This is a genomic window from Desulfonatronum parangueonense, assembly GCF_054656975.1.
The window spans coordinates 2062769-2084937 of sequence record NZ_BAAHXH010000003.1; the positions used below are offsets into that span (position 1 = coordinate 2062769).

Below are 22169 nucleotides of genomic sequence, written 5' to 3' on the forward strand. Positions count from 1 at the left end.
GTTTTCAAAACCTAAGTGGAGTCGGAGAAACAACATGAAATGACGGCGGCAACTTCGAAAGCACACCAAGTTTTCGGATCGCGCCCGGATCCTTCCTGGACCGTAATGGATCCTGGATCGGCCGCCTACTCGCCATACTCAGTGCGGCTTCGGCACGCATGAGACTTGTTCCGTCCCTTCGCAAGAATCCGGATTGTGTCCCTTGCGCCACCAGGAAGGATCCGGCCCCTTGAACCACCAGTCCGTATGGTCCGTGCGCATGATTACGGCGGCCAGGTCGCGAGCCAGTTCCGTATGCAGTCGAGGTAGCGCGCATTCGAGCCACTTTGCTGCATATGGGTTTCCCAGGTCCTGCTCTTGCTTCAGATTCAATATCAGGTCAAGCTGGTCCGCATCGTGAACGAGCCGGGATTCCAGACTCTCTGTCGCTTCCAACTCCTGCCACCACTGCATGATGTCATCCAGGCCCGTCCCATGCAGGGCATGCTCCATTGCGAGCAGCGTCTTGCGGGAATTGTAGATCCTGTTGACATAGTTGAAGTCGCCGATGCGCGTCTCGTGCAGATCATGGAACAAGGCCATGCCCATGGTCCGCAAAAGATCCGCCCCTTCGGTCAGCGAAGCCAGTACGTAGGCGATGACCGTGGTCCGAAAGGAATGTTCGGCAACGTTTTCCTGTCCGGAACCGAGAAACTGATATCCAGAACGCGGCGTCTTGCGAAGCATGCCCACTTCGAAAAGAAAATTCGCCAAACGATGATTTTGAGATGTTTCGACGTCATCTGGAGGAGAGGAGGCCTGTTTCATGTCGGGAGCAGCCAGGTGAATGGTCGGCGTATTTTGTTTCATGAAAAAAATTGGTTATCCTTGAACAGCGAATTATTAACGGAGTGGTAACTTGCGAGACAGCTAAAAAGATTCGGACGAAGAAAATCATGGTCAGAAACCGGCCTAGTCCTTCATCCTATCCCTTCCTGAAGTCCATGGTAACTAAAGGCTAAAAGATTCCATAGTCAACCAGGAACCGTGTTTGGTCAAGAACCCTCTCAGCTTGCCATCATATCAGGCGGGATAGACCTGGGCTGTTACGCTGCCTTGCCACTTTGTGCTTAGGATTGTATTCGTGACCCAAAAGAGGATGGTGAACTAATGTCAAACGAATCTCAAAAAGGACTGCCGCCTGTTCTGCGCGGTGCGATTGTCGGCGGTTCCATTGGCCTGATGGCAACCTGGTTCGGCGTAGATGTCGGCAGGGCCTTGTTTTACGGCATTATCTGCGGTCTGCTGGCCGCTTACACGGCCCAAAAAATCCAGGAGAATCGCAAGAAAAAATAATGGACCCACGCAGCTCAAACAGTGCCGAAAAGACTGGATACCCGCCTTCACTGGCATAACCGACGGGTAACTTTCAGCACATACTCCGTGGTCACTCGCCAGAGCTGGATTCCGGCTTTCGCCGGAATGACGCATCATACATACCACGTCCTTTCCAAGTTAAGTCATACCGGCGAAGGCCGGTATCCAGTCCGATTTTTCAAGGATGAGCTGAGGAGTTACACCGACGGAAGACTGAGGAGTTACGCAATAATTTGGCGGCAGTCGGAAACCTTCCCATAACCTGCCGGCACGAAGCTTCAGGAGGACGATCAGATGCCTCAACCCGAACCAACCATATTTGAAGCCCTGCACCAACGGCGCAGTGTCCGAAAATTCACGGACCAGCCCGTGGACTCGGAGCACCTGCGACGCATCCTGGATGCCGGACGCTGGGCCCCCAGCGGACTGAACAATCAACCATGGCGGTTTCTGGCCATCCGCAAGAACGATCCGCGGCAGGAAGCCCTGGCCGGTTTGACCAAGTACGCAGCCATTGTCCGCAATGCCGGCGCGCTCATCGCCGTGTTCCTGCACAAGCCGGCCGTGTATCATGAAGGCAAGGATCATCAGGCCGCGGGCGCCTGCATCCAGAACATGCTCCTGGCCATTCACGGCCTGGGCCTGGGCGGCGTCTGGCTTGGAGAAATCATCAATCAGGAGGAGCAGGTGATCCAGGCTCTGAATCTGAACCCTGACGAATACCGAATCATGGCGGTCATCGCCCTCGGCCATCCGGCCCATCCTGGCGCATCATCCCGCCGCCCCCTGGAAGAACTTTTACTGGAGGCTTTATAATGTCGGCCATACAAACATTCCCGCTGGGTCCACTGCAAACCAACTGTTATCTTGTCGCCAACCAGGGGCAGGCTCTTGTCGTTGATCCCGGCGGCGCCCCGGAATCCGTGCTTCGTTTTGCGTCGTCCAACAATCTCCGGATCCAGGAGATCCTGAACACGCATCTCCACTTTGACCATCTTTACGGCAACCAGGCCCTGCATCTCGCCACCAAGGCCCCCATTCGCGTTCCGGAAAAAGACGTGCCGCTGTTGGCCAGCGGTCTGGGCAGCGGCAACTACATGGGCCTGCCCAAGGTGGACTCCTTTGAATACGAGACCATCAGCGAGGGAGAGTCGGAATTCATCGGCCTGCAGTGCAAAATCCTGCCCACCCCGGGACACAGTCCGGGCAGCCTTTCCTACTATTTTCCGGACCTCAAGGCCGTTTTCGTCGGGGACGTCCTGTTTGCCGGTTCCATTGGAAGGACCGATTTTTTCGGCGGCGACATGGAGACATTGCTTCATGCTGTCCGCTCGCAGCTTTTCGCCTTGCCTCCGGAAACCACGGTCTACCCCGGACACGGCCCCGCCACCACCGTTCGGGAAGAACAGCTGACAAACCCATACTTTGAAGACTAGCCGCGGACGCAGAGGAACAAGGACATGACGGATTCCCGCCCCTCCTTGAACGATTTCGCCCCATACGCCATGGGCGACTTTTCATCTCCAGCGATTTTCTCCTGCAGCCCTCGAAGCGGCGGCAACAGCGATGACGCAGCGGCCTTTTTCCGGGAAGGAATCCGTCAGGCCGGGGGTCGCTGTCAGCTCTTTTTTTTGAGAGAATTTTCCATCCATCCCTGCCAGGGCTGTATCCGCTGCGCCCAGGATCCTCGAGGTGAGTGCTACCTTACCGGTCAGGACCAAAGCGCGAAACTGTTTCAGGCGTTGCTTGCCGCCCCGAGCATCTTCATCGCGTCTCCCATCTATTTTTATCATCTTCCCGCCCAGTTCAAGGCCTGGATCGACCGCAGCCAATCCTATTACCTGCGCAAGGAGAACCAGGACCCGGTGTTGCAAAAACTTGCGGCCAGACCTGCGATCATCAACCTCGTAGCCGGTCGGCCCCAAGGCGAACGCCTCTTTGAAGGCGCCTTGCTGACCCTCAAGTATTTCCTGAAAACCTTTAACTTTCATATCCAGGAACAACATGTGTTCCGCGGCATTGACAACGTCAACGACCTGCGTGAGCACTCCGGCGCACGGGAAACATTGATCTCAGCCGGCTCTCGTGCATGGACGCAGCTTTCCACATAAGTGAGCCGCCGGGGCGGACTCCGCTTCAGCTCGCCATCCTCTCTTTGAGCCGCCTAACGCGGCTTGTCCAGGAATGTTTTCCAGCGCTGAACAAAAGGTGTCCTGTCTGCGGAGCACTGAAAGATGAACCATCTTCCGACCAGACGTCCGCAACCCAGCTCCATGTCTGCGCCGTCTGCCGAACAAGGCTTGTTCAGCGAATCACAGGATATTGCCCGCGATGCGGGAAGCTGTACGAGGTTGACTCCGGGCCTCCGACGCTGTGCATTGATTGCCGTCTTTCTCCGCCTCCCTGGGACAATGTCTTTTTCTACGGTCCATACAATGATCTGCTGAAATCAATGGTCCTGCGGTTCAAGTTCCAGGCCCAGCTCGGGCTGGGCCGGTTGTTGCAAGATTTACTGCGCCTTTCGCTCCAGAACGGGGCGGCAACCTCCCACGACCTGATCATTCCCATTCCCCTCCACCCCCGGAAGCTTCGCACCCGCGGTTTCAACCAGAGCCTGGAACTGGCCAGAGGCATCTCCCATGGTGGTTTCGGCAGCTTGAGCGTCACCGCCTTGAGCAGGATTCGCAACACCCCCGCCCAGCACACCTTGCCGCGAGCACAGCGCATGCAGAACCTGAAGGGGGCATTCCAGGCCGACAAGGCAGCCGTTCACGGCCGAACGATTCTTCTGGTCGACGACATTCTGACTACAGGAGCCACGGCGCATGCCGCCGCCAGGACGCTGCTCCGGGCTGAAGCCGCGTCCGTGGACCTGCTCGTACTGGCCAGGGCCTGACCTATCGGGATAACTATTCAGCAGTTGAAGCAGGGGTGGTCCGGGTTGCTTTGATTTTGCGGCCTCGCCTGTTTGACTGAGCCAGGATTCGTTCACCGAACCATTGCCGGACTCCTGGAGCACGAGTGTTGTTTATTCATGCAATGGTTCGGTGTTACGAAGCCGGCGAAGGAGTTGGCGAGGCCGCAAAATCAAAGCAACCTGGACCTCAGCTGAGTAGTTACCTGTCGGGAATGAAAAATTCGCTTGACGATTCAAAAGAATTTCGCATATGAGAGCTGTTTCTGCATTTGGGAGGCCGATAATGAGATATGCAATCGTAGAGTCAGGCGGCAAACAATACCGCATGGAAGAGGGAGTAAGCCTCAAGGTGGACCGCATTCACGCCGAACCCGGCGCTGAGGTCCTCCTGGACAAGGTTCTGCTTGTTGGCAATGAGAGCGAGGCCATGGCCGGACAACCCTACGTGTCCGACGCCAAGGTGGCTTGTGAAGTCCTGGAGCATGGACGAGACAAGAAAATTATCGTCTTTCGGTTTTGGCGGCGCAAGGATTCCAGGAAGAAGCAGGGACATCGGCAAGAATTTACGAAAATCATGGTCAAGTCCATCCAGGCATAACCACGGAGGATTACAATGGCACATAAAAAAGCTGGAGGCAGCTCCAGAAATGGTCGCGACAGTGCTGGTCAGCGACGCGGCGTCAAGCGTTTCGGTGGACAGCAGGTCCTGGCCGGGAACATCCTGGTCCGTCAGCTGGGCACCAAGTTCCATCCCGGCAAGAATGTCGGTATGGGCCGCGACTACACCTTGTTCGCCCTGACGGACGGCGTTGTTGAATTCGAACGCTACACCCGCCAACGCAAAGTAAAAACCAGGATCAACATCGTTCCGGCGGATTCAGCGACAATGTAACTTCATACCCATTCTTGAACACGAACATGCTGCATGATCGTGTACATTCAAGTGCGGCCTTCATGGTCGCACTTTTTTTTTGCACTGCTTTTCGTAACTACTCAGCTCATCCGGGAAAAATCGGGCTGGATACCGGCCTTCGCCGGTATGACTTAACTTGAAAGGACGTGGTACGATACGTCATTCCGGCGAAAGCCGGAATCCAGTTCTGGCGAGTGACCACAGAGTATGTGCTGAATAGTTACCGCTTTTCTTTTACATACTCTTTTGCTAGAGAATCACCCATCGTTTCGCACGTGAGACCCACCTCACGCCACACACCATTTCGAGAAAAGGCCAAATGGCTCCAAGCACATCAAGCCCCTTGACTCTGCGCCAAACGCCGCCCATCAGCGCCGACGAGTTCACTGAACTGCGGCGGTTCATCTATGATCTTGCTGGAATAGATATACCGGAACGCCGCAAGTATCTTCTGGAAAACCGTCTTGGCCCACGACTTCTTGATCTGGGGCTGCGCAGCTACAAGGAATACGCCCTGCTTTTGCGACACGGTCCGAATAAGAACGAGGAACTGAAATTTTTCCTCTCCAAGATTACCACGAATGAAACCAGTTTTTTCCGCGACGTCAAGCAATTGGAAGTCTTTGAAGCCAACGTGCTCAAAGAGGTGATCCGGGAACGCGAACAATCCGACGACAAATCCCTGCACATCTGGTCCGCGGGCTGTTCCTCCGGCGAAGAGCCCTACACTCTGGGCATCATGCTGCACGAGGCGTTACGGATGTCCATTCTTGGCTGGAAGGTCCGCATCACGGCCAACGATCTCTCCCCGGACATGATCGCCAAGGCGCAGGCTGGTCTGTATGGGGAACATTCCCTGCGCACCACTCCCAAGGATATCATGAATCGGTATTTCATCAAGGAACCCAGCGGATACCGAATCCATCCCAAAGTGAAAAAACTTGTCTCCCTGGGTTTGATCAATCTGAACGACAAGCTGGCCCCGAAGCGCATTCCGCGATCGCATATCATATTTTGTCGTAATGTGATCATCTATTTTGACGATCAGATGAAACAAAAAGTCATCTCTGGCTTTTACGACAATCTTTTACCCGGAGGTTATCTGGTGCTCGGCCACTCGGAGACGATTCACAAGATCTCCCGTGCATTCAAGCCCCTGATCAAGCCCGGGGGCATCGTGTACAGGAAGGTTGCGTGATGCGGTCCGCGCTTTGTTCTCATATGAACGGAGGTTGGGTGTGATCAGGGTATGCACGGAATATCTTGTTCCGGGAATGATTCTGGCCAGGAAAATACCCGGCGTGGATGGAACAACATTTCTGGAATCGGGAGTCTTGTTGGGCGAAGAACAGATTCGACTTCTCAAGGAGTTCGGACTCAGCGCCGTATCCGTTCGACTGCCCGTGGAAATGGATCTTGAAACAGAGTCGTCGCGTCAGGCGGAACTGCATGCCCGGAACTTTTTCATCTATGTCGACCCTGATCACGAAGCATTCAGTGAACTCTTCCACATTGCCGTGGACCGTACCGCCCGCTCCATTTCAACGGGCTGGGAGGTTCCCTGTGAAAGCGCCCTGCGGGCCAAGAACGTCGAGCACCTGTCGGATCTTTTCATCAAGGACATCGGCAATGCAACGGAAATTGTCCGTCACGAGGTGGGCCTGGCCTCGTTTCCGGACATCTACTTCAAGATTCGGGAGGTTCTGGACAACCCCAAAAGCTCGGCTCAGGACATCGCCAACGTCGTCAACACGGACATTGGATTTTCCGCGAAGTTGCTCAAACTGGTCAACAGTCCTTTCTTCGGCTTTTCCTCCACCATCGATTCCGTATCCCGGGCAGTCTCACTCGTTGGCGTCCAGGAAATCTCCACCCTGGCCTTGGGGATTTCAACGATCAACTATTTCAAGAACATTCCGCCGGAACTCATGGATATGCGGACTTTCTGGCGGCACTCCCTGCGGTGCGCCGTTTTCGCGAATTTGATCGCCCTGAAACTCGGATTGCCTTCGGAGCGATACTTTACAGCCGGGCTCCTCCATGATGTGGGACGCTTGGTGATTTTCAAGAACATGGCCTACGCCTCCGTGGAAGCCCTGCTTCTTGCCCGCACGGACATGGTGCCGCTGGTGGAGGCGGAGAATACGATCCTGGAATATAATCATGCCGACGTGGGCAGGCTTCTTCTCGAGGAATGGGGTTTTCCTTCAGCCTTGAAAGACCTTATAGCGCATCATCACCATCCGGAGCTTGCCGTTGACCGCAAAGGCGCAGCCGTTGTCCAGCTCGCCGACATCATGGCCAATGTCGCGGAAATTTCCTCCGGCGGGCTCTATGCTCTGCCTGGAATGACCCGGGAAGACTGGCAACTGCTCGGGCTTGATCCCTATGCTCTCACCTCGCTGATGAAACTGCACGATCGGCACTTTGAAGAGATCACGGCTGCCCTGCTCTAGCCGCCGTCTTTCTCATCTTTTCATGGCTGTGCGCTACGACGTCTCTTTCATCAATCCTTTTCTGGACGCCGTGGTCGGCGTCCTGGGCATGATGGCATCGGTCAATGTCACCCCCGGCAAGCCGTACATCAACCGGAACCGCTCAGCCGTCGGCGACGTCACCGGCTCCATAGGCTTTTCCGGTTCCGCGGACGGAGTCATGTCCTTGACCCTGGAAGAACCGGTCATACTTACAATCGTTAACAACATGCTGGCTGAAAGCTACTCGACCATCAACGACGATATCGCGGATGCCGTAGGAGAGTTGACGAACATGATCGCCGGGCAGGCCAGACAGGATCTGGTCAAACAGGGAATGAAACTGAAAGCCTCCACCCCCGTGGTGGTTGTTGGAAAAGGGCACAAGATCAGCCACATCACTTCCTCACCCATTCTGGCCATTCCCTTCACAACGGCCGAAGGTTCCTTGGTGGTCGAAGTTTCCTTCGAGCCCGAGGATTCCGGCACTCCCTGACTTCGTCCCCACATTAATCCTGTTCACCGGCCTGCGCCTGAATCGAATCAGCGTGTTGACGATCAAATGTTCCGGCTGCAAATGTAAGCTTTTGAAATACAAAAAGATCGGCCCCGGAAAAGTTCTGCGTTGCCACAAAGCCAGGATCAGCAAACGGTTCGACATCCTGGAGCGTGACGGCATGCTGGTCTGCCCCTGCGGCAAATCCATCGCCACGGACATGGGACGATTTTACAAAATGCACGCTGATGCATTTACATACACTGGAACCAAAGACACAGCCTGAAGACTCCATGGCCATATCCAAGCTGCTTTCCCGATTGCTCAAGCCCTCAACCCGTTCTTTTCACGAGCAGTTCACGACCCGACCCAACTACTCCGCGTGGAACTGGCTGCACGGCTATGTATATGGACGCTGGCCGGAGCTGTATATTTCCATAGGCACCGGACGCCATCCCGCGGTTCGGGTTCTCAGACCTTTGGCGGCCCTGTTCCGGAAATCAAGAAACACGGCCCTTCCAGACAAACAAAGGCGCAAGGTCAGCTTTGCCGACACGTACCACGGCAAGGTGCTTCACCTGGAGCACGCCAGGCAGCTGGTCACTGTGAATCGGGACATTGATCTTGGAGACCTGGAGCAGATCATTCCCTATGCAACGGCCAGGGACATTGTCCTGCAGCATCCGGACCGAATTGTGGCCCTGCAGTGTCCCTGCCGCAGCTCCAGCGCCAAGCCGTGCCTCCCCCGGGATGTCTGCCTGATTGTCGGGGAACCCTTTGCGAGCTTCATTGCCGAGCACCATCCGGACAAGGCCCGCTGGATCAGTCGGCAGGAGGCCCAGGACATCCTCCAGGCTGAACATGAACGGGGCCATGTACACCATGCTTTTTTCAAGGACGTCATGCTCGGTCGTTTCTACGCCATCTGCAACTGCTGCGCCTGCTGCTGCGGAGCCATGAACGCCCAACGCAACGGGACGCCCATGCTGGCGTCATCCGGATATGTCGGCGTCAAGGAGGAGGACCGGTGCATCCAGTGCGGCCTTTGCGCCAAAAATTGCCAGTTCCACGCCATCCGCCGGCTCGGTGAAAAATATGTCCTGGACGCCATGCAGTGCATGGGGTGCGGCGTCTGTGTCGGCAAATGCCCCAAAGACGCACTGACACTTGTCCGTGACCCGTCCAGAGGTGAACCTCTGGATCTACGGGATATCATGACGGCTCGCGCTCGCTGACGTTACATGCAAGCACCCCGGCGACGACATGGCCTGCGTCGGACAACATGCTGCCTCGACCATCCCCATTGTAGAATTGCCCTAAATACCCTTCCCACGTCGAACCGCCAACCAACCATTTAATGTCCAATACGGAAATACCATGAGATTCGTAGATGAAGCAGAAATAACGGTACGCTCGGGCCATGGCGGTCACGGGTGCGTTTCATTTCGCCGGGAGAAATACATCCCCAAAGGCGGGCCGGATGGCGGCGACGGCGGCAAGGGCGGGGACGTGATCTTTCGGGGGAACTCCAAGCTGTTGTCCCTTTACGACTTCCGCCTGAAGCGTCTTTATGAAGCCCGGAACGGACAACCCGGTTCGGGCCGGGAAAAGACGGGGGCCAAGGCGGAAGATCTGGTCGTCGACGTTCCTGTGGGAACCCAGCTGTATGAAATGGACGAGGACGGCGAAAAGCAGTTGCTTGCGGATCTGGCCGTCGAAGGCCAGACCGTTCATCTGGTCAAGGGCGGACGCGGCGGCAAAGGCAATACCCATTTCAAGTCCGCCACCATGCGCACGCCACGCTTTGCCCAGCCCGGCGAAGCGGGGGAAGAGAAGCGGATCCGTCTGGAGCTGAAGATCCTGGCCGACGTAGGCATTATCGGACTGCCAAATGCCGGGAAATCCACCCTTATTTCCGCGCTTTCAGCGGCTCGGCCCAAGATCGCGCCCTACCCCTTCACCACCCTCAGCCCCAACCTGGGCGTGATGCAGGGAGAACACGGCGAAAAACTGATCCTGGCCGACATTCCGGGCCTGGTCAGCGGGGCCCATGAAGGCCGAGGCCTGGGACACAAGTTCCTCAAGCACGTGGAGCGGACACGCTTCCTGCTGCACGTGCTCAGCGTGGAGGAGATTTCCCTGGAGGACGACCCATGGGCCGGCTTTGTCCTGCTCAATGAAGAACTCGGCAGCTTTGATCCGGCCTTGGGACAAAAACAGCAGCTCTGGGTGGTGAACAAGATTGATCTTTGGCCGGAAGAACGTCTGGCCGAGTTGCGGGAACGGGCCGAACACGACGGACGGAACCTGCTCCTGATCTCCGCCCTGCAGGCCAGAGGGCTGGACGAGCTGGAAGAACGGCTCTGGTTGATGCTCAAGCAGTTCTTTGCTTTGGAAGAAACGCCGGTTAAGGAGGAAATCAATGCTTGACGACAGGTTGCGCGCCCACCGCCTTTTTCTGACCGACGTGCTGCGCAAGCAGACCGATTTCTCGCAAACCCATCAGAACAAAGGGATTCCTGCTCCACCGCTGCAGAAACCGGCTGATCCGGAAGCGCCTCGCATTTCGCTACCCGGGCCGAGCGACTGGCCCTCCGAGCTGGGCAGCATGCATCTGATCGAGGCCATTGCCCAGCGTAAAAGCCGCCGCAATTTTTCAGGTTCGGGGTTGAGTCTTGAGGAGTTGTCCTTTCTGCTTTGGACTACCCAGGGGATTCGCCAGATGCTTGGCCGGGGCTCGGCTCTGCGTACCGTCCCTTCCGCAGGCGCCAGGCACAGCTTTGAAACCTATATCTTTATCCGCGACGTGGAACGAGTTCCGCCGGCGCTGTACCGCTACCTGCCCGTGGAACACGAAATCGTCCTTGTTCGTGAGGTTGCCGACATGGAACGCTCTCTGGCCCGGGCGGCATATGGTCAGCAGTTCGTCGGCAATGCCGCGGCTACATTTGTCTGGGCCTGCATTCCCTATCGCATGGAATGGCGGTACGGCTTGACCGCGCATCGGGTGATCCTCATGGACGTGGGCCATGTCTGCCAGAATCTCTATCTGGCCTGCGAGTCCATCGGCGCGGGAACCTGCGCCGTGGCCGCCTACGACCAGGAGGAGATGGACAAACTCATCGAACTTGATGGTGAAGAAGAATTTGCGATCTATGTGGCACCGGTGGGAAAGTAGGGGCGGTTCGCGAACCGCCCCTACTTGCGGCGTAAACACGCCGGGGTGGTTCATTCTGACGGAAATACAGCCGGTGTGTAGGGGGGCGGTTCGCGAACCGCCCCTACGGCAGGCCATGCATCCGCATGGGGTTGCTCAAGACATACGTCTACGGTCAACTGCCAACCTGTTTCAAACCATCCCACACGCTCCCCCGCATTTCATTCCAATCGCCATGTCTCCCCGTGGCGCAGCAGGAAAAAGTCCGACTCCGTCAAGCCGTGCTTTTCCAGTGCCTCGGCCAGATCGGCAATGGGCTGATCCAGGGGTTCATCCGTGATCCCGTGAAAGGTGCCCCAGTGGATGCCCAGGGAGTGGCGCGCCAAGACGTCGTTGTGCACCAAAACGGCTTCCTCCGGATTGATGTGCTGGTTGTGCATGAACCAGCGCGGTTCATAAGCGCCCACGGGAATGGCCGCGAGATCAAAGCCTCCGAAGCGATCGCCGATGTCCTTGGTATCCTGGGAATATCCCATGTCCCCTGCAAAATAGAAGACGAAATCCGTTTGCTCCATCACCCACCCCCCCCACAAGGTCCGGTTCCTGTCCCAAAGAGTACGCTGCGACCAGTGTTGCGCCGGAACGAAATGCACGATGCCGGCGGAGGGTGCTTCCCCGAGTTCGGCACGTCCGGAAGCATCCTTGCCGATGTACCGGCGATCCCACCAATCCAGGTCCGCAACACGGCCCCTGGCGTCCGGCACATTGCGATAAAACCACTGCTTCAATCCCAGGGGAACCATGAACAGCGGCGAACCGCCCTCCTGGGCGGCCAGGGCGCGCACCGATCCCAGATCCAGGTGGTCGTAGTGGCTGTGCGAAATGAGCACCAGGTCAATGCGCGGCAACTCTGCCAAGCTTACCCCCGGCGCCTGCCACCGCTTGGGACCGGCCCACTGGACGGGTGAGGCCCGTTCGGAAAAATGCGGATCCGTAAGAATGTTCAGGCCGCCCATCTGCATCAACACCGTGGCATGGCCGATCCAGGTGGCGGCGGCTTCGGAGCGATTTCCCTGAATGTAAGCCAGATCCGCCGCTACCGGCGCCAGTTCCAGGGAAGGCTCCCTGGGCAGTCCATCCATTCGACGTTGGACGAACCATTTCCAAAAATCAAGCCGACTGGGCCATCCATGGGGATAGTTGTTCTGGAATCCGGAAGGAGTGTGATGGGGTTTTTCAGGATCGTAGTGGGGATTCTTGCCCGAACATCCCGCCGCACCGATTAGCGTCAAAGCCAGCAGCAGGCAGCAAAGGCTCCCGGCCGTCCAGGTCATTCGTGAATCCATGTCGCAGCTGCTCCTGACTTGGCCTTATAGGAGAAATTCATAACCTCTCGCAAGCTTGAATCAATCAAAGGCCGCGGGGCGGGTGGGATCAGCCAGGTGCCGGCGGACCTCCAGCAGGTGCGTCTTGTTGGTCCGGTGCTCGGAAAGCGGGGGCAGGTCGTCAAAGGGGAAGAAGCCGACCTCCGAGGTTTCGTCGCTGCTTGCCGCGGCGCCACCGGTCAGCTCACAGAGAAATATCACCTTGTAGGCATGGAAGAATTCCATGGGCCGGCCGGCTCGATTGGCGTCGTACACGCCGACAACTCGGATCGGTTTGGCTTCATATCCGCTTTCCTCCTGGATCTCCCGGGCGATCATCACCGACGGGTATTCCCCCACGTCGGCCCAACCTCCGGGCATGGCCCACCGGCCGTCAGTCCGTTCGCGCACAAGCAGAATTCTGTCGTCATGAACCACTGCGCCGCGCACGTCCACCTTGACGGTGGCATATCCCGGCTGCACCTGGAAGGTGCGCAGAATTTCATCAGGATTCAAGCAGGTTCGACTGGCAACCATTTCCGAAGCCAGTTCCAGCAGGCGGTGGTAGCGGACGCGTTCATAGTGGGTCTGGGCAAAGGCCAGCCCGGTCTGACTCAGGGCCTGAATCTCCCGGGACCATTCCAGCCAGGGGGTGGAGGGGGTATGTTCCATGGCCTGACAATACAAAAAAAACTCCCCGAGAACAACGTTCCCGGGGAGTTTTCAGCGCAAGATCAATGCATTCTACATGCCGCGAAAAGCGAGCATGTTGAAGGACTTGTAACCGCCTTCCACATCCTCGGCATAACGGCACCCCAGGGGCGAGTCACTGGGCTTGTAGCGGATATCCGTCTTGGAGCCGCTGAAAATCACGCATTCATTATTTTCACACACCAGCAATTCACCCCATCCGGAATCCGGTGGGCCAATGGTTGGCGTCAAGGTTACTCCGCAATGCGGGCAACAACGTTGTTCAGCCATTTTCCTGCTCTCCTCGCATGTCTTCTCGTTGATGAATCCAAGGTCAAACCAGAACCACGTTCATCGGACCTTGTTTAAAGTATAATCATTGCTCCAATTTCTCAGACTACAATAATCTTGGCAGTGCGACAACTAACTTATCTGTTGCCGGGCTCACAGGTAGGCTCAAACCAGCACTGGGTCAGCTCGGCATCTTTGAACTCATATTGCTTGTTCACAGCTTCGCCGGGCTTCTTCAACTCGGTCTCAGTGAAGAGTAGTTCATTTTCCAGATCACCTGGTTCCGGCTTGCCTTCGTACGGCTTGATGGAGCCTTCAGCGGTGGTCCGGATGGGAAACTTGAAGCGCTTGATGTTTCCATTGCGGAACTTGATGGTCCACATGATGGCGTCCCCGCTGCGCAAGGGGATGCTGGTGCCGCCCATGGGCGCGAAATCCGCGTAGGGGCGTGCTTCAATAGCGCCCTGGGGGCAGATCTTGACACATGAATAGCACTCCCAGCAGGCATCCGGCTCTTGATTGAACGCTTTCATTTCCTGCGCGTCGAGGATCATCAGATCGTTGGGGCAGATATACATGCAGGCGGTCTTTTCGCCGCCCTTGCAGCCATCACATTTATCGGGATTTACAAAAGTAGGCATTTCATTCAGCTCCTGTCAGCTTGTTTTGGTTCATATCGCTCTTTTTGCGCTGTGAATGCTCAGATAAGATCAAACCAAAGATTGGCAAGCCGCGCGAGACAGAAACTCTTCAATGATCGGCAACTGCTTCAACAACTTTTGCAGGTAACTACTCAGCACATACTCGGTGGTCACTCGCCAGAGCTGGATTCCGGCTTTCGCCGGAATGACGTATCATACCACGTCCTTTCCAAGTTAAGTCATACCGGCGAAGGTCGGTACCCAGTCCGATTTTTCTCGGATGAGCTGAGTAGTTACTTTTGCAGAAGCAAAACTCCTCAGCTTCAGAGCGGGAAATGGTTCGGCTTTCCAAAACTTGCGACAAGCATGACCTGGGATTCCCCCCTCACGGGTGGCTTGCCGGCTTCGGGTCAGTCATGCCCTCGAAGGAGGGTACCTCGTCCGCTTTTACTCGGATGAGCTGAAACACGGGTTTTCTGGGCATCCCTTCGCTTGACGCTCAGTCTAGGAGTCCTACACTTCAAATAGCACGCGGACAAATTCCAGGAGGAGGATAATCACTATGAGAAAGTTCATTACCATCATGACTGTTTTGGGACTGATCGTTCTGCTCGCGGTGGCACTTGGATTCAATGTTCATGCCCAGAACAATCAGGAAAACCAACCGCAGCAAACTACGACACCGCAGCAATCCGAACAGAACCAGGAGTTCAGCGATGAGCAGCTGGAAAAAGTCGCCGCGGCGTATGCGGAAATTTACGAGATCCGCGTGGAGCTTCAAGAATCCCTGGCCGACGTGACTGACCCGGAGGCTTCCCAGCGCCTGCATGAACAGGCTGGTTCGGCCATGGTGGAAGCAATTCAGGACAATGATCTGACTTTGACTGCCTATAATCAGGTCATGGAAGCGGTGCAGACGGACCTGGAACTTCGTGAGAGGCTCATCGCGAAGCTGCAGGAAATTCAATAAGACTTCAGGAGGTTGAATCATGATGCACAAAAAAAATCTTTATGCCGCGTTGGTATTCGGTCTGGCTCTGGCCATGATCACGGCTTGCGGTCCTTCACCAGAGGAAGAACCGATCGCCGAACCCGGAGAAGGACCGCCCGTGCACGAACTCCGTGAACAACCAGAAACACAGCCGGGCGAGCCCATCGAGCCCGGTGCTCCGGGAGAGCAACCCGCCCATCAACCCGGGCAGCAGCCTGGATTCCAGCCTGGTCAGCAACAGCCCGGACATGAACCTGGACTGCGTCCGGGAGATCAGTCCGGTGAACGATCAGGCGAGGTGCCTCGGGAACCACGCCAAACCCCGGGCGAGCTTGAGCACGAGGGCGAGCCTCGGTCTGGCCTGACGGATGAACTGAAGTCGGCTTCATTGTTGAGTCAGTTGACCGATCCACAGCCAGAGCGTCAACCTGACCAGCTTCCCGGCCAAACGCCAAGTGAAAGCCCCGGCCGCTTGCCGGGCGATCATCCGGGCCAGTCCCCGGGAGAAAGTCCTGGACAGCTTCCAGATGAACAGCCTGGCCGCATGCCGGGTGAGCAGCCTGGCCGCATGCCTGGCGACCAACCCGGCCGCATGCCCGGAGAGCAGCCTGATGAATTGACGGGAGATCGGCCGGATCGAATGCAGCCTGGCCGCATGCCCGGAGAACGACCGGGACGCATGCCGGATCAGCATCAATCTCCCCTGGCGCCTCTCTGAGTCGAAAAAAGCTGATCGATGCTTGCAGGCTCCAAAGTCTACGTAATCTAATCAGCAGGTAACGACTCAGCACTGCGCCTTTCATCCGGATTTCGGGGTCGGGGTCGGAATCGGTTCCGATAACATTGGGATGTGCATGGCTTCGCTTTCGATACGACCCCGATACCTATTCCGACACCAAACTCGGCAACATCATTATGCAGAGTAGCCACGCACGAGCAATTATTCGGCGTTACGAAGCCGGCGAAGGAGTTTGCGAGGCGGCAAATCAAGGCAACCCGCACTTCGCGTAGCAGTTTACATCAGCGACTTTCCCGCAACGTTCAAAAGCCCCTTCTTGAGGGGCTTTTGAACGTTGGGCCCTTGCCCATGAGCCGGCCTTCGGATAGTGCATTTTCCGCAACGCCAAGAATCACGATTCAGCTCATGAGTAAAACGAACTGGATATCCGCCTCCGCAGGTATGACTGACTTGGAGACGACATAATAAAACAAGTCATTCCCGCGAATGCGGAAATTCAGGTCATGCTTGTCCCAATTCAAGAAAGCTGCTTTTTCCGGCCCAAGCTGAGCAGTACCGCCAAGGAGAGGATTTTTATGCAGGATGCACGAGGATTGTATTATTACCCGACGCCGACCAACAAGAAAGAACGCATGTACGTCCGTGAACGGGCCGGAAAAGTGGAATTCCGGTTATGGCACGCGGAACAGCCCCAGGTGTGGGAAAAGCACGACTGGCTGCCCTACGAGGCCATTGAAAAGGCCGCCGCCATGTATGCGGGCAAGGGTGCATCGCCATTGGCCTTGTATGATCTGGACATCGCTCTGACCATCATCCGGGAGGAACGTCTGAAAAAGGCTCAGTCCGTGAATACTCCGTCCGCGTAGATCACCTTTTTGGAGCCATCGTTCAAAATTGCCGTGACCCGCTTCGGCTCCGTATTCACCAGATCCCAGTGCTGGGTGGATTCGTTGAAGCCCAGTTCCAGCCGCCGAAAATGCGTGAAATCCGCGGGCGCACCGGCGTAGGCATCCGGATGGCTTGCACCCAGGGCGATGTGGCAGTTGCCGGACATGCCCCCGATATTCTCATCATAGAGCGTCGTGGCCATGTATCCATGAATGGTGGAGTGGTCCCTGCTGGTCAGGGAGAATTCTCCAACCCGCCAGGCGCCGTCGTCCAAAGCCATGAACCGGCGCAATCTCTCCGCACCGCCTTGAGCCTCGACCCGGACCACCCGTCCTTGCAGAAAAGTCAGGCGGACGTTTTCCACGGGAACACCGCCTACATACAGCACCTGATCCGTCCGAAAGACCCCTTCAGTGAGCCGACAGTCCGGTGAGGTATAAATCTCGAAACTCGGGATGTTGCGCCCGGTCAACCCGACCCATTGCCTGTGCGCGCCCAGGTGCAGGCTCAGGTCTACACTGCGGGATTGCACCTTCAGTCGCTTGATGCTCAACCCGTTAAGCCAAGCCAGGGTTTCCGCCTGCTTGCGCAAATACCGCTTCCAATCCCGTACCGGATCATCACTGCCGAGCATGCATGCCTTACGAATCTGGGCGGCATAATCAAGCAGGGACAAGCCCGCGGCGTCAGCCAGAGCCGGAGTGGGATAGACAGCCACGGTCCGACCCATAAGATGGGCAACTTCCCGAAAAAAAAGCATCTCGCGCAGCCGTGCCCTGGCGGACTCACGCCGGGCCAGCAGTTCAGGAGCGATGGTTTCCAGGTGAGTCAACGACTGGGGAGCAAGGATCCGGATCAATCCGTTCACGCCGCCCTTGCGCTCCAGTTCTCCGGGCGCCAGGACATGCAGGCGTTTGTTGTTGGCATTGCTCAAATAACTGAGTTCCATCGTTGCGGTGGCCCGCTGATGCTGCACCGGCACCAGACCCCGCTCCAGGATCCTGGTATAGAGTGTCTCAACCAACCTCCGGGCCAGCAGATCATATTCGATGAGAATCGTCTCGCTGGTCTTGAAGGGTTGGCCCCGGGACAGTTCGGCGGCCCAGATCAATACGTCCGCATAGCGGTCCAGTTCCTCGGCGCTGAAAAGTTCTTGGGCCATGCCGCTGTCCGGTGCAAAGGGATTCGAATCCTGATGTAAATTTTGCATGGCCCAAGTATAAGCCCTTGGCGATGCATCGCAAGAGCGACTTTTGGCGCATTTGCCCGCAGCCGCATTCAAGCGTACAAGAACTTCATGTGCATGCGGAACGCTTTCCTGGTGCACGCATTATTTTCCTGCTTTTCAGGAGGTCAGATCATGAATGACAAAGTCCTCTGGCGCATCCATCCCATAGTCGTCGGTTCCAAGGTTTTCGACCAGGGAATGATGACCTACCAACACGCCCACGGCAGTCCCTACACCATCCCGATCTATGTCTGGTACCTGGAACCCCTGGTTCCCGGATCACAGCCAAAAGTTCTCGTCGACACGGGGGAAATGAGTCCGGTTCAGTCCGAGGACCGGGAAAACGCCATCGGCGGCAGAATCCATACCTTCGAGGACGGGCTGGCCCAGTTCGGCCTGAAACCGGAAGACATCGACATCGTCATCCACACCCATCTCCACAATGACCACTGCGAAAACGACTATAAATGCGTGAACGCCGTGTTTTACGCCCATGCCAAGGAACTCGAACGCATCCATGCCCCCCATCCCCTGGACTATCGCTACAACGAGGAGTTCATCGAGGAAGTGGAAGAGGCCGGCAAAATCCAGGTTGTCGCCGAAGACCGGGAAATTCTCCCCGGCATCTCCGTGATGCACACCCCGGCCCACACCGAAGGCGGCCTGACCGTGCTCGTGGACACCGAGGCCGGCCGGGCGGCCATCACCGGCTTCTGCGTCATCGACGAGAACCTGAACCCGCCCCAGTCCGTGAAAGCCATGGAAATGGAGGTCATCCCGCCCGGCACGAACATCAACCCCTGCCTGGCATACGACCAGATGCTGCGGGTCAAGGGCCTGGCCGACATCCTCCTGCCCCTGCACGAACCCAGGTTCGCCGGGATGTCCACTATTCCGTGACCGTCGCCACTCCCGTCGAATTATTCATCCAGGGCTTGCGTCATTCCGAGCGACTACCGGCCCAGTGCCTTGTCCATCACCAGATCCTTCCCGCACAGCAGCCCGAATACGCGACTGCGAACCAGGATTGTCCGGAAGAATTATTAAATTGCTTGGCCTCGCTTGGGGTTACACGCAAGTATGCCCACCAGGCCGACGCCATGGCCCGGATCCGTGAGGGCCGGGACGTGGTGGTGGCCACGCCCACGGCCAGCGGCAAGAGCCTGATCTACAACCTGCCGGTCATGGAGACGCTGGTCCGGGATCGGCAGGCCAGGGCCCTTTACCTTTTCCCGCTCAAGGCCCTGGCCCAGGACCAGCACAATACGCTGCGCGAGATGATCGGCGGCCTGCCCCCGGACAGGCGGCCCACCATGGCCATCTACGACGGGGACACGGACAATCAGGTCCGGGATCGTATCCGGCGCGATCCGCCCCGGATCCTGATCACCAACCCGGACATGCTCCACCTGGGCATCCTGGCCCATCACCATCGCTGGCGGGATTTCTTCCGCAACCTGCGCTTCGTGGTCATCGACGAGGTCCACGTCTACCGCGGAGTGATGGGCTCGCACATGGCCTGGGTTTTCCGGCGGCTGGAGCGCATCTGCGCCCACTACGGCGCCCGCCCCGCCTATGTCTGCTGCTCGGCAACCATCCACAATCCCCTGGAGCTGACCCGTGAACTCACCGGGCGGGATGCGGACCTGATCTCCGAAAGTTCCGCCCCCCGGGGCCGCAAGCATTTCGTTTTCCTGGACGCCGCCGAAGGCCCGTCCCTGACTGCCCTGGTGCTCCTGGAACAGGCCCTGCTCCAGGGTCTGCGCACGATCATCTATACCGGCTCGCGCAAGATGACCGAACTCCTGGGCATCTGGTCCGGCCAGCGCCTGAAGGAGTTCAAGGACAGGATCAGCGTGTACCGGGCCGGATTCCTGCCCCGGGAGCGCCGCCGGATCGAGGCCGACCTGGCTTCGGGCCGGACCCTGGCGGTGATCAGCACCAGCGCCCTGGAACTGGGGATCGACATCGGGGATCTGGATCTGTGCATCCTGGTGGGCTATCCGGGATCGATCATGGCCACTTGGCAGCGCGCCGGGCGGGTGGGCCGGGGCGGCCGGGAATCCGCCGTGGCCCTGCTGGGCCATGAAAACCCCCTGGACAAGTTTTTCATGCGCCATCCGGACGTCTTCTTTTCCAGCCCGCCCGAAGCCGCGGTGCTCAATCCCATGAACCCGGCCATCATGGACCAGCACCTGCTCTGCGCCGCGGCCGACCTGCCCCTGGATCCGGATGAGCCGTTGATTCAAGAAAGCCATGCCCGGGATCGCGTCGCCGCGCTGCTGCGAAGCGGCAGACTGTTGCGCACCACGGACGGGCGCAAGTACATCTGCCCTGAGGATGCGCCGCACCGGGAAGTCAGCCTGCGCGGCAGCGGCAGGAGCCTGCTCATTTTCCACGGCGAAACCGGGGAACAGATCGGGATCATGGACTGGCACCGGGCCTTCACCGAAACGCACCCCGGAGCCATCTATCTGCACCAGGGCCGGACCTATCTTGTGGAACGTCTGGATCTGGAGACGGCCTCGGTTTTCGTGCTTCCGGCCAAGGTCAACTATTTCACCCGCATCCGCAGCGAGAAGACAACCCGCATTCTGGAGACTTATTCCGGCAAGTCGATCTGGAACACGACCATCCATTTCGGCCGCCTGGAGATCACCCAGCGCTATCCGGCCTACGAACGCCGCGCCCTGCGGGGCCATAACCTGCTCAAGGTGGTGGAGTTGGACCTGCCGGAGCAGGTTTTCGAAACCGAAGGCATCTGGCTGGTCATCCCTGAAAGCGTCCGCCACAAATTGGAAAACCGCCAGATGCATTTCATGGGCGGCATCCACGCCCTGGAGCATGCCTGCATCGGCATTCTGCCCCTGCTCATCCTCACGGACCGCAACGACCTTGGCGGCATCTCCACGCCCCTGCACGAGGACCTGCAATCCGCGGCGGTCTTCGTCTATGACGGCATCCCCGGCGGCATCGGCCTGACCCGCCAGGCTTATGCCCAGGCCGAAACCATGCTCCTGCGCACCCTGGAGGCCGTGACCGGTTGCTCCTGCGAGAACGGATGCCCGGCCTGCGTCCACTCCCCCCGATGCGGCTCCGGCAACCGGCCCATCGACAAGCAAGCCGCCTTGGCCGTGCTGGACGCCCTGCGTGATCGTGCTCCGCGAGCAAGTATTCCAGGCCCTCCGCAACCAACGGCGGGCACCCAGCCCCAGACTTCCGCCTACAATCTCCACAGCTGCCGAAAAACTGACTGCATGAAAACGTGCACGACTGAGGCGGGGCAGGGACAGGGGCAGGGGCAGGCTATCCCGACATGCAGAGAAAATTGGACCGGATATCCTGGCGAGTCTGCTCAGACCATTCCGAAACCAACGGCGTCTCTCCTTTGTACTTCACCCTCTCCCGTGGCTATCACCCCACAAGACGCCATCCGTGCAAGAAGCCGCAAAACCAGGCATTTCGCGGTTCTGGACATCGAAACCTGCTGTTCCGCCCAGGAAGTCGGCGGGTGGGGCAATGTCGCCCAGATGGGCGTGAGCTGTGCCGTGCTGTATGATTCACGCGAGGACGCCTTCATTGACTATCTGCAACAGGACATCCCGAAGCTGGTGGAAAAGCTGCGCCAGGTCGATCTGGTGGTCGGCTTCAACATCCTCAACTTCGACTACAAGGTGCTGCGCGGCTGCGTGGAGTTCAACTTCCAGGGTCTGCCCACCCTGGACATGCTCAGAGTGGTCCATGACCGTCTGGGATACAGACTGTCCCTGGACCACTTGGCCCGGCACACCCTGAACGCCCAAAAGTCAGCCAACGGCATGGACGCCCTGCAATGGTGGAAGCTGGGCCAAGTCGACAAGATCATCGCCTATTGCCGGGACGACGTGGCCATCACCCGGGACCTCTACCTGTACGGATGTGACAAGGGCTACGTCCTTTTCCAGAACAAGGCCAAAAAACTCGTCCGATTGCCGGTCTCCTGGCGGGATTTTAACTCCACGTAACACTTCATCCAGCATGAGGA

26 protein-coding genes are annotated in these 22169 nt (G+C 57.5%); 18 read left to right on the forward strand and 8 right to left on the reverse strand.

All coding sequences use genetic code 11. The features are described 5' to 3' along the window. Positions 1 to 138: 138 nt before the first annotated feature. The gene (locus ACYQ15_RS09470) at positions 139 to 807 is read right to left on the reverse strand and encodes an HD domain-containing protein (protein ID WP_459939567.1); all 669 of its coding nucleotides are present in this window, start codon (positions 805 to 807) and stop codon (positions 139 to 141) included. A gap of 342 nt (positions 808 to 1149) precedes the next feature. Here ACYQ15_RS09470 and ACYQ15_RS09475 point away from each other — a divergent pair, with 342 nt between their 5' ends. The 10 genes from ACYQ15_RS09475 to ACYQ15_RS09520 all read left to right on the forward strand — a co-directional run bounded on the left by ACYQ15_RS09475 (position 1150) and on the right by ACYQ15_RS09520 (position 8156). Next, positions 1150 to 1335: a hypothetical protein gene (locus ACYQ15_RS09475; protein WP_459937267.1), complete on the forward strand. Its 186-nt coding sequence runs from the start codon at positions 1150 to 1152 to the stop codon at positions 1333 to 1335. Positions 1336 to 1650: 315 nt separating this feature from the next. After that, a complete protein-coding gene (locus ACYQ15_RS09480; RefSeq protein ID WP_459937268.1) occupies positions 1651 to 2172 on the forward strand; it encodes a nitroreductase family protein in 522 nt (173 codons plus the stop codon). Next, positions 2172 to 2792, forward strand: a complete 621-nt coding sequence (locus ACYQ15_RS09485) for an MBL fold metallo-hydrolase (RefSeq protein ID WP_459937269.1) — start codon at positions 2172 to 2174, stop codon at positions 2790 to 2792. The genes ACYQ15_RS09480 and ACYQ15_RS09485 overlap by 1 nt, the downstream gene beginning before the upstream one ends. 24 nt (positions 2793 to 2816) lie before the next feature. Next, positions 2817 to 3467: a flavodoxin family protein gene (locus ACYQ15_RS09490; RefSeq protein WP_459937270.1), complete on the forward strand. Its 651-nt coding sequence runs from the start codon at positions 2817 to 2819 to the stop codon at positions 3465 to 3467. Beyond that, positions 3446 to 4252 (forward strand): ComFC family protein, encoded by an 807-nt coding sequence (locus ACYQ15_RS09495; RefSeq protein WP_459937271.1) that lies wholly within the window; start codon positions 3446 to 3448, stop codon positions 4250 to 4252. Before ACYQ15_RS09490 ends, ACYQ15_RS09495 begins: the two co-directional genes overlap by 22 nt. Positions 4253 to 4556: 304 nt before the next feature. Next, positions 4557 to 4871, forward strand: coding sequence for a 50S ribosomal protein L21 (gene rplU, locus ACYQ15_RS09500; protein WP_092123212.1), 315 nt, complete (start codon positions 4557 to 4559; stop codon positions 4869 to 4871). A 15-nt stretch (positions 4872 to 4886) separates the two neighbouring features. After that, positions 4887 to 5165, forward strand: coding sequence for a 50S ribosomal protein L27 (gene rpmA / locus ACYQ15_RS09505; protein ID WP_459937272.1), 279 nt, complete (start codon positions 4887 to 4889; stop codon positions 5163 to 5165). Between the two features lie 340 nt (positions 5166 to 5505). Next, positions 5506 to 6384 carry a CheR family methyltransferase gene (locus ACYQ15_RS09510; protein ID WP_459937273.1) on the forward strand — a complete coding sequence of 293 codons (879 nt, stop codon included), beginning with the start codon at positions 5506 to 5508 and terminating at the stop codon, positions 6382 to 6384. A gap of 40 nt (positions 6385 to 6424) precedes the next feature. Further along, positions 6425 to 7642, forward strand: coding sequence for an HDOD domain-containing protein (locus ACYQ15_RS09515; RefSeq protein ID WP_459937274.1), 1218 nt, complete (start codon positions 6425 to 6427; stop codon positions 7640 to 7642). 22 nt (positions 7643 to 7664) lie between these two features. Beyond that, complete coding sequence (locus ACYQ15_RS09520) at positions 7665 to 8156, forward strand: chemotaxis protein CheX (RefSeq protein ID WP_459937275.1); 492 nt, start codon at positions 7665 to 7667, stop codon at positions 8154 to 8156. Positions 8157 to 8169: 13 nt separating this feature from the next. Here the strand turns inward: ACYQ15_RS09520 and ACYQ15_RS09525 are convergent, their stop codons facing one another. After that, positions 8170 to 8463, reverse strand: a complete 294-nt coding sequence (locus ACYQ15_RS09525; protein WP_459937276.1) for a hypothetical protein — start codon at positions 8461 to 8463, stop codon at positions 8170 to 8172. Here ACYQ15_RS09525 and ACYQ15_RS09530 point away from each other — a divergent pair. The 3 genes from ACYQ15_RS09530 to ACYQ15_RS09540 all read left to right on the forward strand — a co-directional run bounded on the left by ACYQ15_RS09530 (position 8450) and on the right by ACYQ15_RS09540 (position 11334). Continuing rightward, positions 8450 to 9391, forward strand: a complete 942-nt coding sequence (locus tag ACYQ15_RS09530; RefSeq protein ID WP_459937277.1) for a 4Fe-4S binding protein — start codon at positions 8450 to 8452, stop codon at positions 9389 to 9391. The genes ACYQ15_RS09525 and ACYQ15_RS09530 overlap by 14 nt on opposite strands. A 142-nt stretch (positions 9392 to 9533) precedes the next feature. Then, positions 9534 to 10586: a GTPase ObgE gene (gene obgE / locus ACYQ15_RS09535; RefSeq protein WP_459937278.1), complete on the forward strand. Its 1053-nt coding sequence runs from the start codon at positions 9534 to 9536 to the stop codon at positions 10584 to 10586. Continuing rightward, on the forward strand, positions 10579 to 11334 hold the full coding sequence (locus ACYQ15_RS09540) for a SagB/ThcOx family dehydrogenase (protein ID WP_459937279.1): 756 nt from the start codon (positions 10579 to 10581) through the stop codon (positions 11332 to 11334). The genes obgE and ACYQ15_RS09540 overlap by 8 nt, the downstream gene beginning before the upstream one ends. A 200-nt stretch (positions 11335 to 11534) precedes the next feature. Here ACYQ15_RS09540 and ACYQ15_RS09545 read toward each other — a convergent pair whose 3' ends face one another. From ACYQ15_RS09545 to aprB, 4 genes are all read right to left on the reverse strand, one after another. Then, positions 11535 to 12659, reverse strand: coding sequence for an MBL fold metallo-hydrolase (locus tag ACYQ15_RS09545; RefSeq protein WP_459937280.1), 1125 nt, complete (start codon positions 12657 to 12659; stop codon positions 11535 to 11537). A 60-nt stretch (positions 12660 to 12719) separates the two neighbouring features. Continuing rightward, a complete protein-coding gene (locus ACYQ15_RS09550) occupies positions 12720 to 13349 on the reverse strand; it encodes an NUDIX hydrolase (RefSeq protein WP_459937281.1) in 630 nt (209 codons plus the stop codon). 72 nt (positions 13350 to 13421) lie between these two features. Next, on the reverse strand, positions 13422 to 13658 hold the full coding sequence (locus ACYQ15_RS09555) for a hypothetical protein (RefSeq protein WP_459937282.1): 237 nt from the start codon (positions 13656 to 13658) through the stop codon (positions 13422 to 13424). A gap of 137 nt (positions 13659 to 13795) precedes the next feature. Continuing rightward, positions 13796 to 14299, reverse strand: a complete 504-nt coding sequence (gene aprB, locus ACYQ15_RS09560; protein WP_459937283.1) for an adenylyl-sulfate reductase subunit beta — start codon at positions 14297 to 14299, stop codon at positions 13796 to 13798. A gap of 562 nt (positions 14300 to 14861) precedes the next feature. On the opposite strand from aprB, the gene ACYQ15_RS09565 reads away from it, so the two are divergent. Together ACYQ15_RS09565 and ACYQ15_RS09570 are read left to right on the forward strand one after the other, a co-directional pair. Further along, entirely contained in the window at positions 14862 to 15269 is a 408-nt protein-coding gene (locus ACYQ15_RS09565) for a DUF4168 domain-containing protein (protein ID WP_459937284.1), read from the forward strand. A 152-nt stretch (positions 15270 to 15421) separates the two neighbouring features. Next, a complete protein-coding gene (locus ACYQ15_RS09570) occupies positions 15422 to 15655 on the forward strand; it encodes a hypothetical protein (RefSeq protein WP_459937285.1) in 234 nt (77 codons plus the stop codon). Between the two features lie 20 nt (positions 15656 to 15675). On the opposite strand, the gene ACYQ15_RS09575 is transcribed toward ACYQ15_RS09570, so the two are convergent. Then, positions 15676 to 15984 carry a hypothetical protein gene (locus ACYQ15_RS09575; protein WP_459937286.1) on the reverse strand — a complete coding sequence of 103 codons (309 nt, stop codon included), beginning with the start codon at positions 15982 to 15984 and terminating at the stop codon, positions 15676 to 15678. 620 nt (positions 15985 to 16604) lie between these two features. Here ACYQ15_RS09575 and ACYQ15_RS09580 point away from each other — a divergent pair. Further along, the gene (locus ACYQ15_RS09580; protein WP_459937287.1) at positions 16605 to 16895 is read left to right on the forward strand and encodes a hypothetical protein; all 291 of its coding nucleotides are present in this window, start codon (positions 16605 to 16607) and stop codon (positions 16893 to 16895) included. Here the strand turns inward: ACYQ15_RS09580 and ACYQ15_RS09585 are convergent. Continuing rightward, a complete protein-coding gene (locus tag ACYQ15_RS09585; protein WP_459937288.1) occupies positions 16868 to 18079 on the reverse strand; it encodes an aminopeptidase in 1212 nt (403 codons plus the stop codon). The two genes, ACYQ15_RS09580 and ACYQ15_RS09585, sit on opposite strands and share 28 nt — an antisense overlap. 198 nt (positions 18080 to 18277) lie before the next feature. Here ACYQ15_RS09585 and ACYQ15_RS09590 point away from each other — a divergent pair, with 198 nt between their 5' ends. Both ACYQ15_RS09590 and ACYQ15_RS09595 read left to right on the forward strand, forming a co-directional pair. Continuing rightward, the gene (locus ACYQ15_RS09590) at positions 18278 to 19045 is read left to right on the forward strand and encodes an N-acyl homoserine lactonase family protein (protein ID WP_459937289.1); all 768 of its coding nucleotides are present in this window, start codon (positions 18278 to 18280) and stop codon (positions 19043 to 19045) included. Beyond that, positions 19042 to 22149 (forward strand): DEAD/DEAH box helicase, encoded by a 3108-nt coding sequence (locus tag ACYQ15_RS09595; protein WP_459937290.1) that lies wholly within the window; start codon positions 19042 to 19044, stop codon positions 22147 to 22149. The genes ACYQ15_RS09590 and ACYQ15_RS09595 overlap by 4 nt, the downstream gene beginning before the upstream one ends. Positions 22150 to 22169: the final 20 nt, after the last annotated feature.

Coding starts and splice junctions, on each gene's coding strand:
- ACYQ15_RS09485 (WP_459937269.1), top strand. CDS start 2,172: ATGTCGGCCATACAAACATTCCCGCTGGGTCCACTGCAAACCAACTGT.
- rpmA (WP_459937272.1), top strand. CDS start 4,887: ATGGCACATAAAAAAGCTGGAGGCAGCTCCAGAAATGGTCGCGACAGT.
- ACYQ15_RS09585 (WP_459937288.1), bottom strand. CDS start 18,079: ATGGCCCAAGAACTTTTCAGCGCCGAGGAACTGGACCGCTATGCGGAC.
- ACYQ15_RS09520 (WP_459937275.1), top strand. CDS start 7,665: ATGGCTGTGCGCTACGACGTCTCTTTCATCAATCCTTTTCTGGACGCC.
- aprB (WP_459937283.1), bottom strand. CDS start 14,299: ATGCCTACTTTTGTAAATCCCGATAAATGTGATGGCTGCAAGGGCGGC.
- ACYQ15_RS09550 (WP_459937281.1), bottom strand. CDS start 13,349: ATGGAACATACCCCCTCCACCCCCTGGCTGGAATGGTCCCGGGAGATT.
- ACYQ15_RS09510 (WP_459937273.1), top strand. CDS start 5,506: ATGGCTCCAAGCACATCAAGCCCCTTGACTCTGCGCCAAACGCCGCCC.
- ACYQ15_RS09540 (WP_459937279.1), top strand. CDS start 10,579: ATGCTTGACGACAGGTTGCGCGCCCACCGCCTTTTTCTGACCGACGTG.
- ACYQ15_RS09475 (WP_459937267.1), top strand. CDS start 1,150: ATGTCAAACGAATCTCAAAAAGGACTGCCGCCTGTTCTGCGCGGTGCG.
- ACYQ15_RS09580 (WP_459937287.1), top strand. CDS start 16,605: ATGCAGGATGCACGAGGATTGTATTATTACCCGACGCCGACCAACAAG.
- rplU (WP_092123212.1), top strand. CDS start 4,557: ATGAGATATGCAATCGTAGAGTCAGGCGGCAAACAATACCGCATGGAA.
- ACYQ15_RS09545 (WP_459937280.1), bottom strand. CDS start 12,659: ATGGATTCACGAATGACCTGGACGGCCGGGAGCCTTTGCTGCCTGCTG.
- obgE (WP_459937278.1), top strand. CDS start 9,534: ATGAGATTCGTAGATGAAGCAGAAATAACGGTACGCTCGGGCCATGGC.
- ACYQ15_RS09530 (WP_459937277.1), top strand. CDS start 8,450: ATGGCCATATCCAAGCTGCTTTCCCGATTGCTCAAGCCCTCAACCCGT.
- ACYQ15_RS09575 (WP_459937286.1), bottom strand. CDS start 15,984: ATGCTGATCCGGCATGCGTCCCGGTCGTTCTCCGGGCATGCGGCCAGG.
- ACYQ15_RS09470 (WP_459939567.1), bottom strand. CDS start 807: ATGAAACAGGCCTCCTCTCCTCCAGATGACGTCGAAACATCTCAAAAT.
- ACYQ15_RS09590 (WP_459937289.1), top strand. CDS start 18,278: ATGAATGACAAAGTCCTCTGGCGCATCCATCCCATAGTCGTCGGTTCC.
- ACYQ15_RS09555 (WP_459937282.1), bottom strand. CDS start 13,658: ATGGCTGAACAACGTTGTTGCCCGCATTGCGGAGTAACCTTGACGCCA.
- ACYQ15_RS09565 (WP_459937284.1), top strand. CDS start 14,862: ATGAGAAAGTTCATTACCATCATGACTGTTTTGGGACTGATCGTTCTG.
- ACYQ15_RS09490 (WP_459937270.1), top strand. CDS start 2,817: ATGACGGATTCCCGCCCCTCCTTGAACGATTTCGCCCCATACGCCATG.
- ACYQ15_RS09495 (WP_459937271.1), top strand. CDS start 3,446: ATGGACGCAGCTTTCCACATAAGTGAGCCGCCGGGGCGGACTCCGCTT.
- ACYQ15_RS09480 (WP_459937268.1), top strand. CDS start 1,651: ATGCCTCAACCCGAACCAACCATATTTGAAGCCCTGCACCAACGGCGC.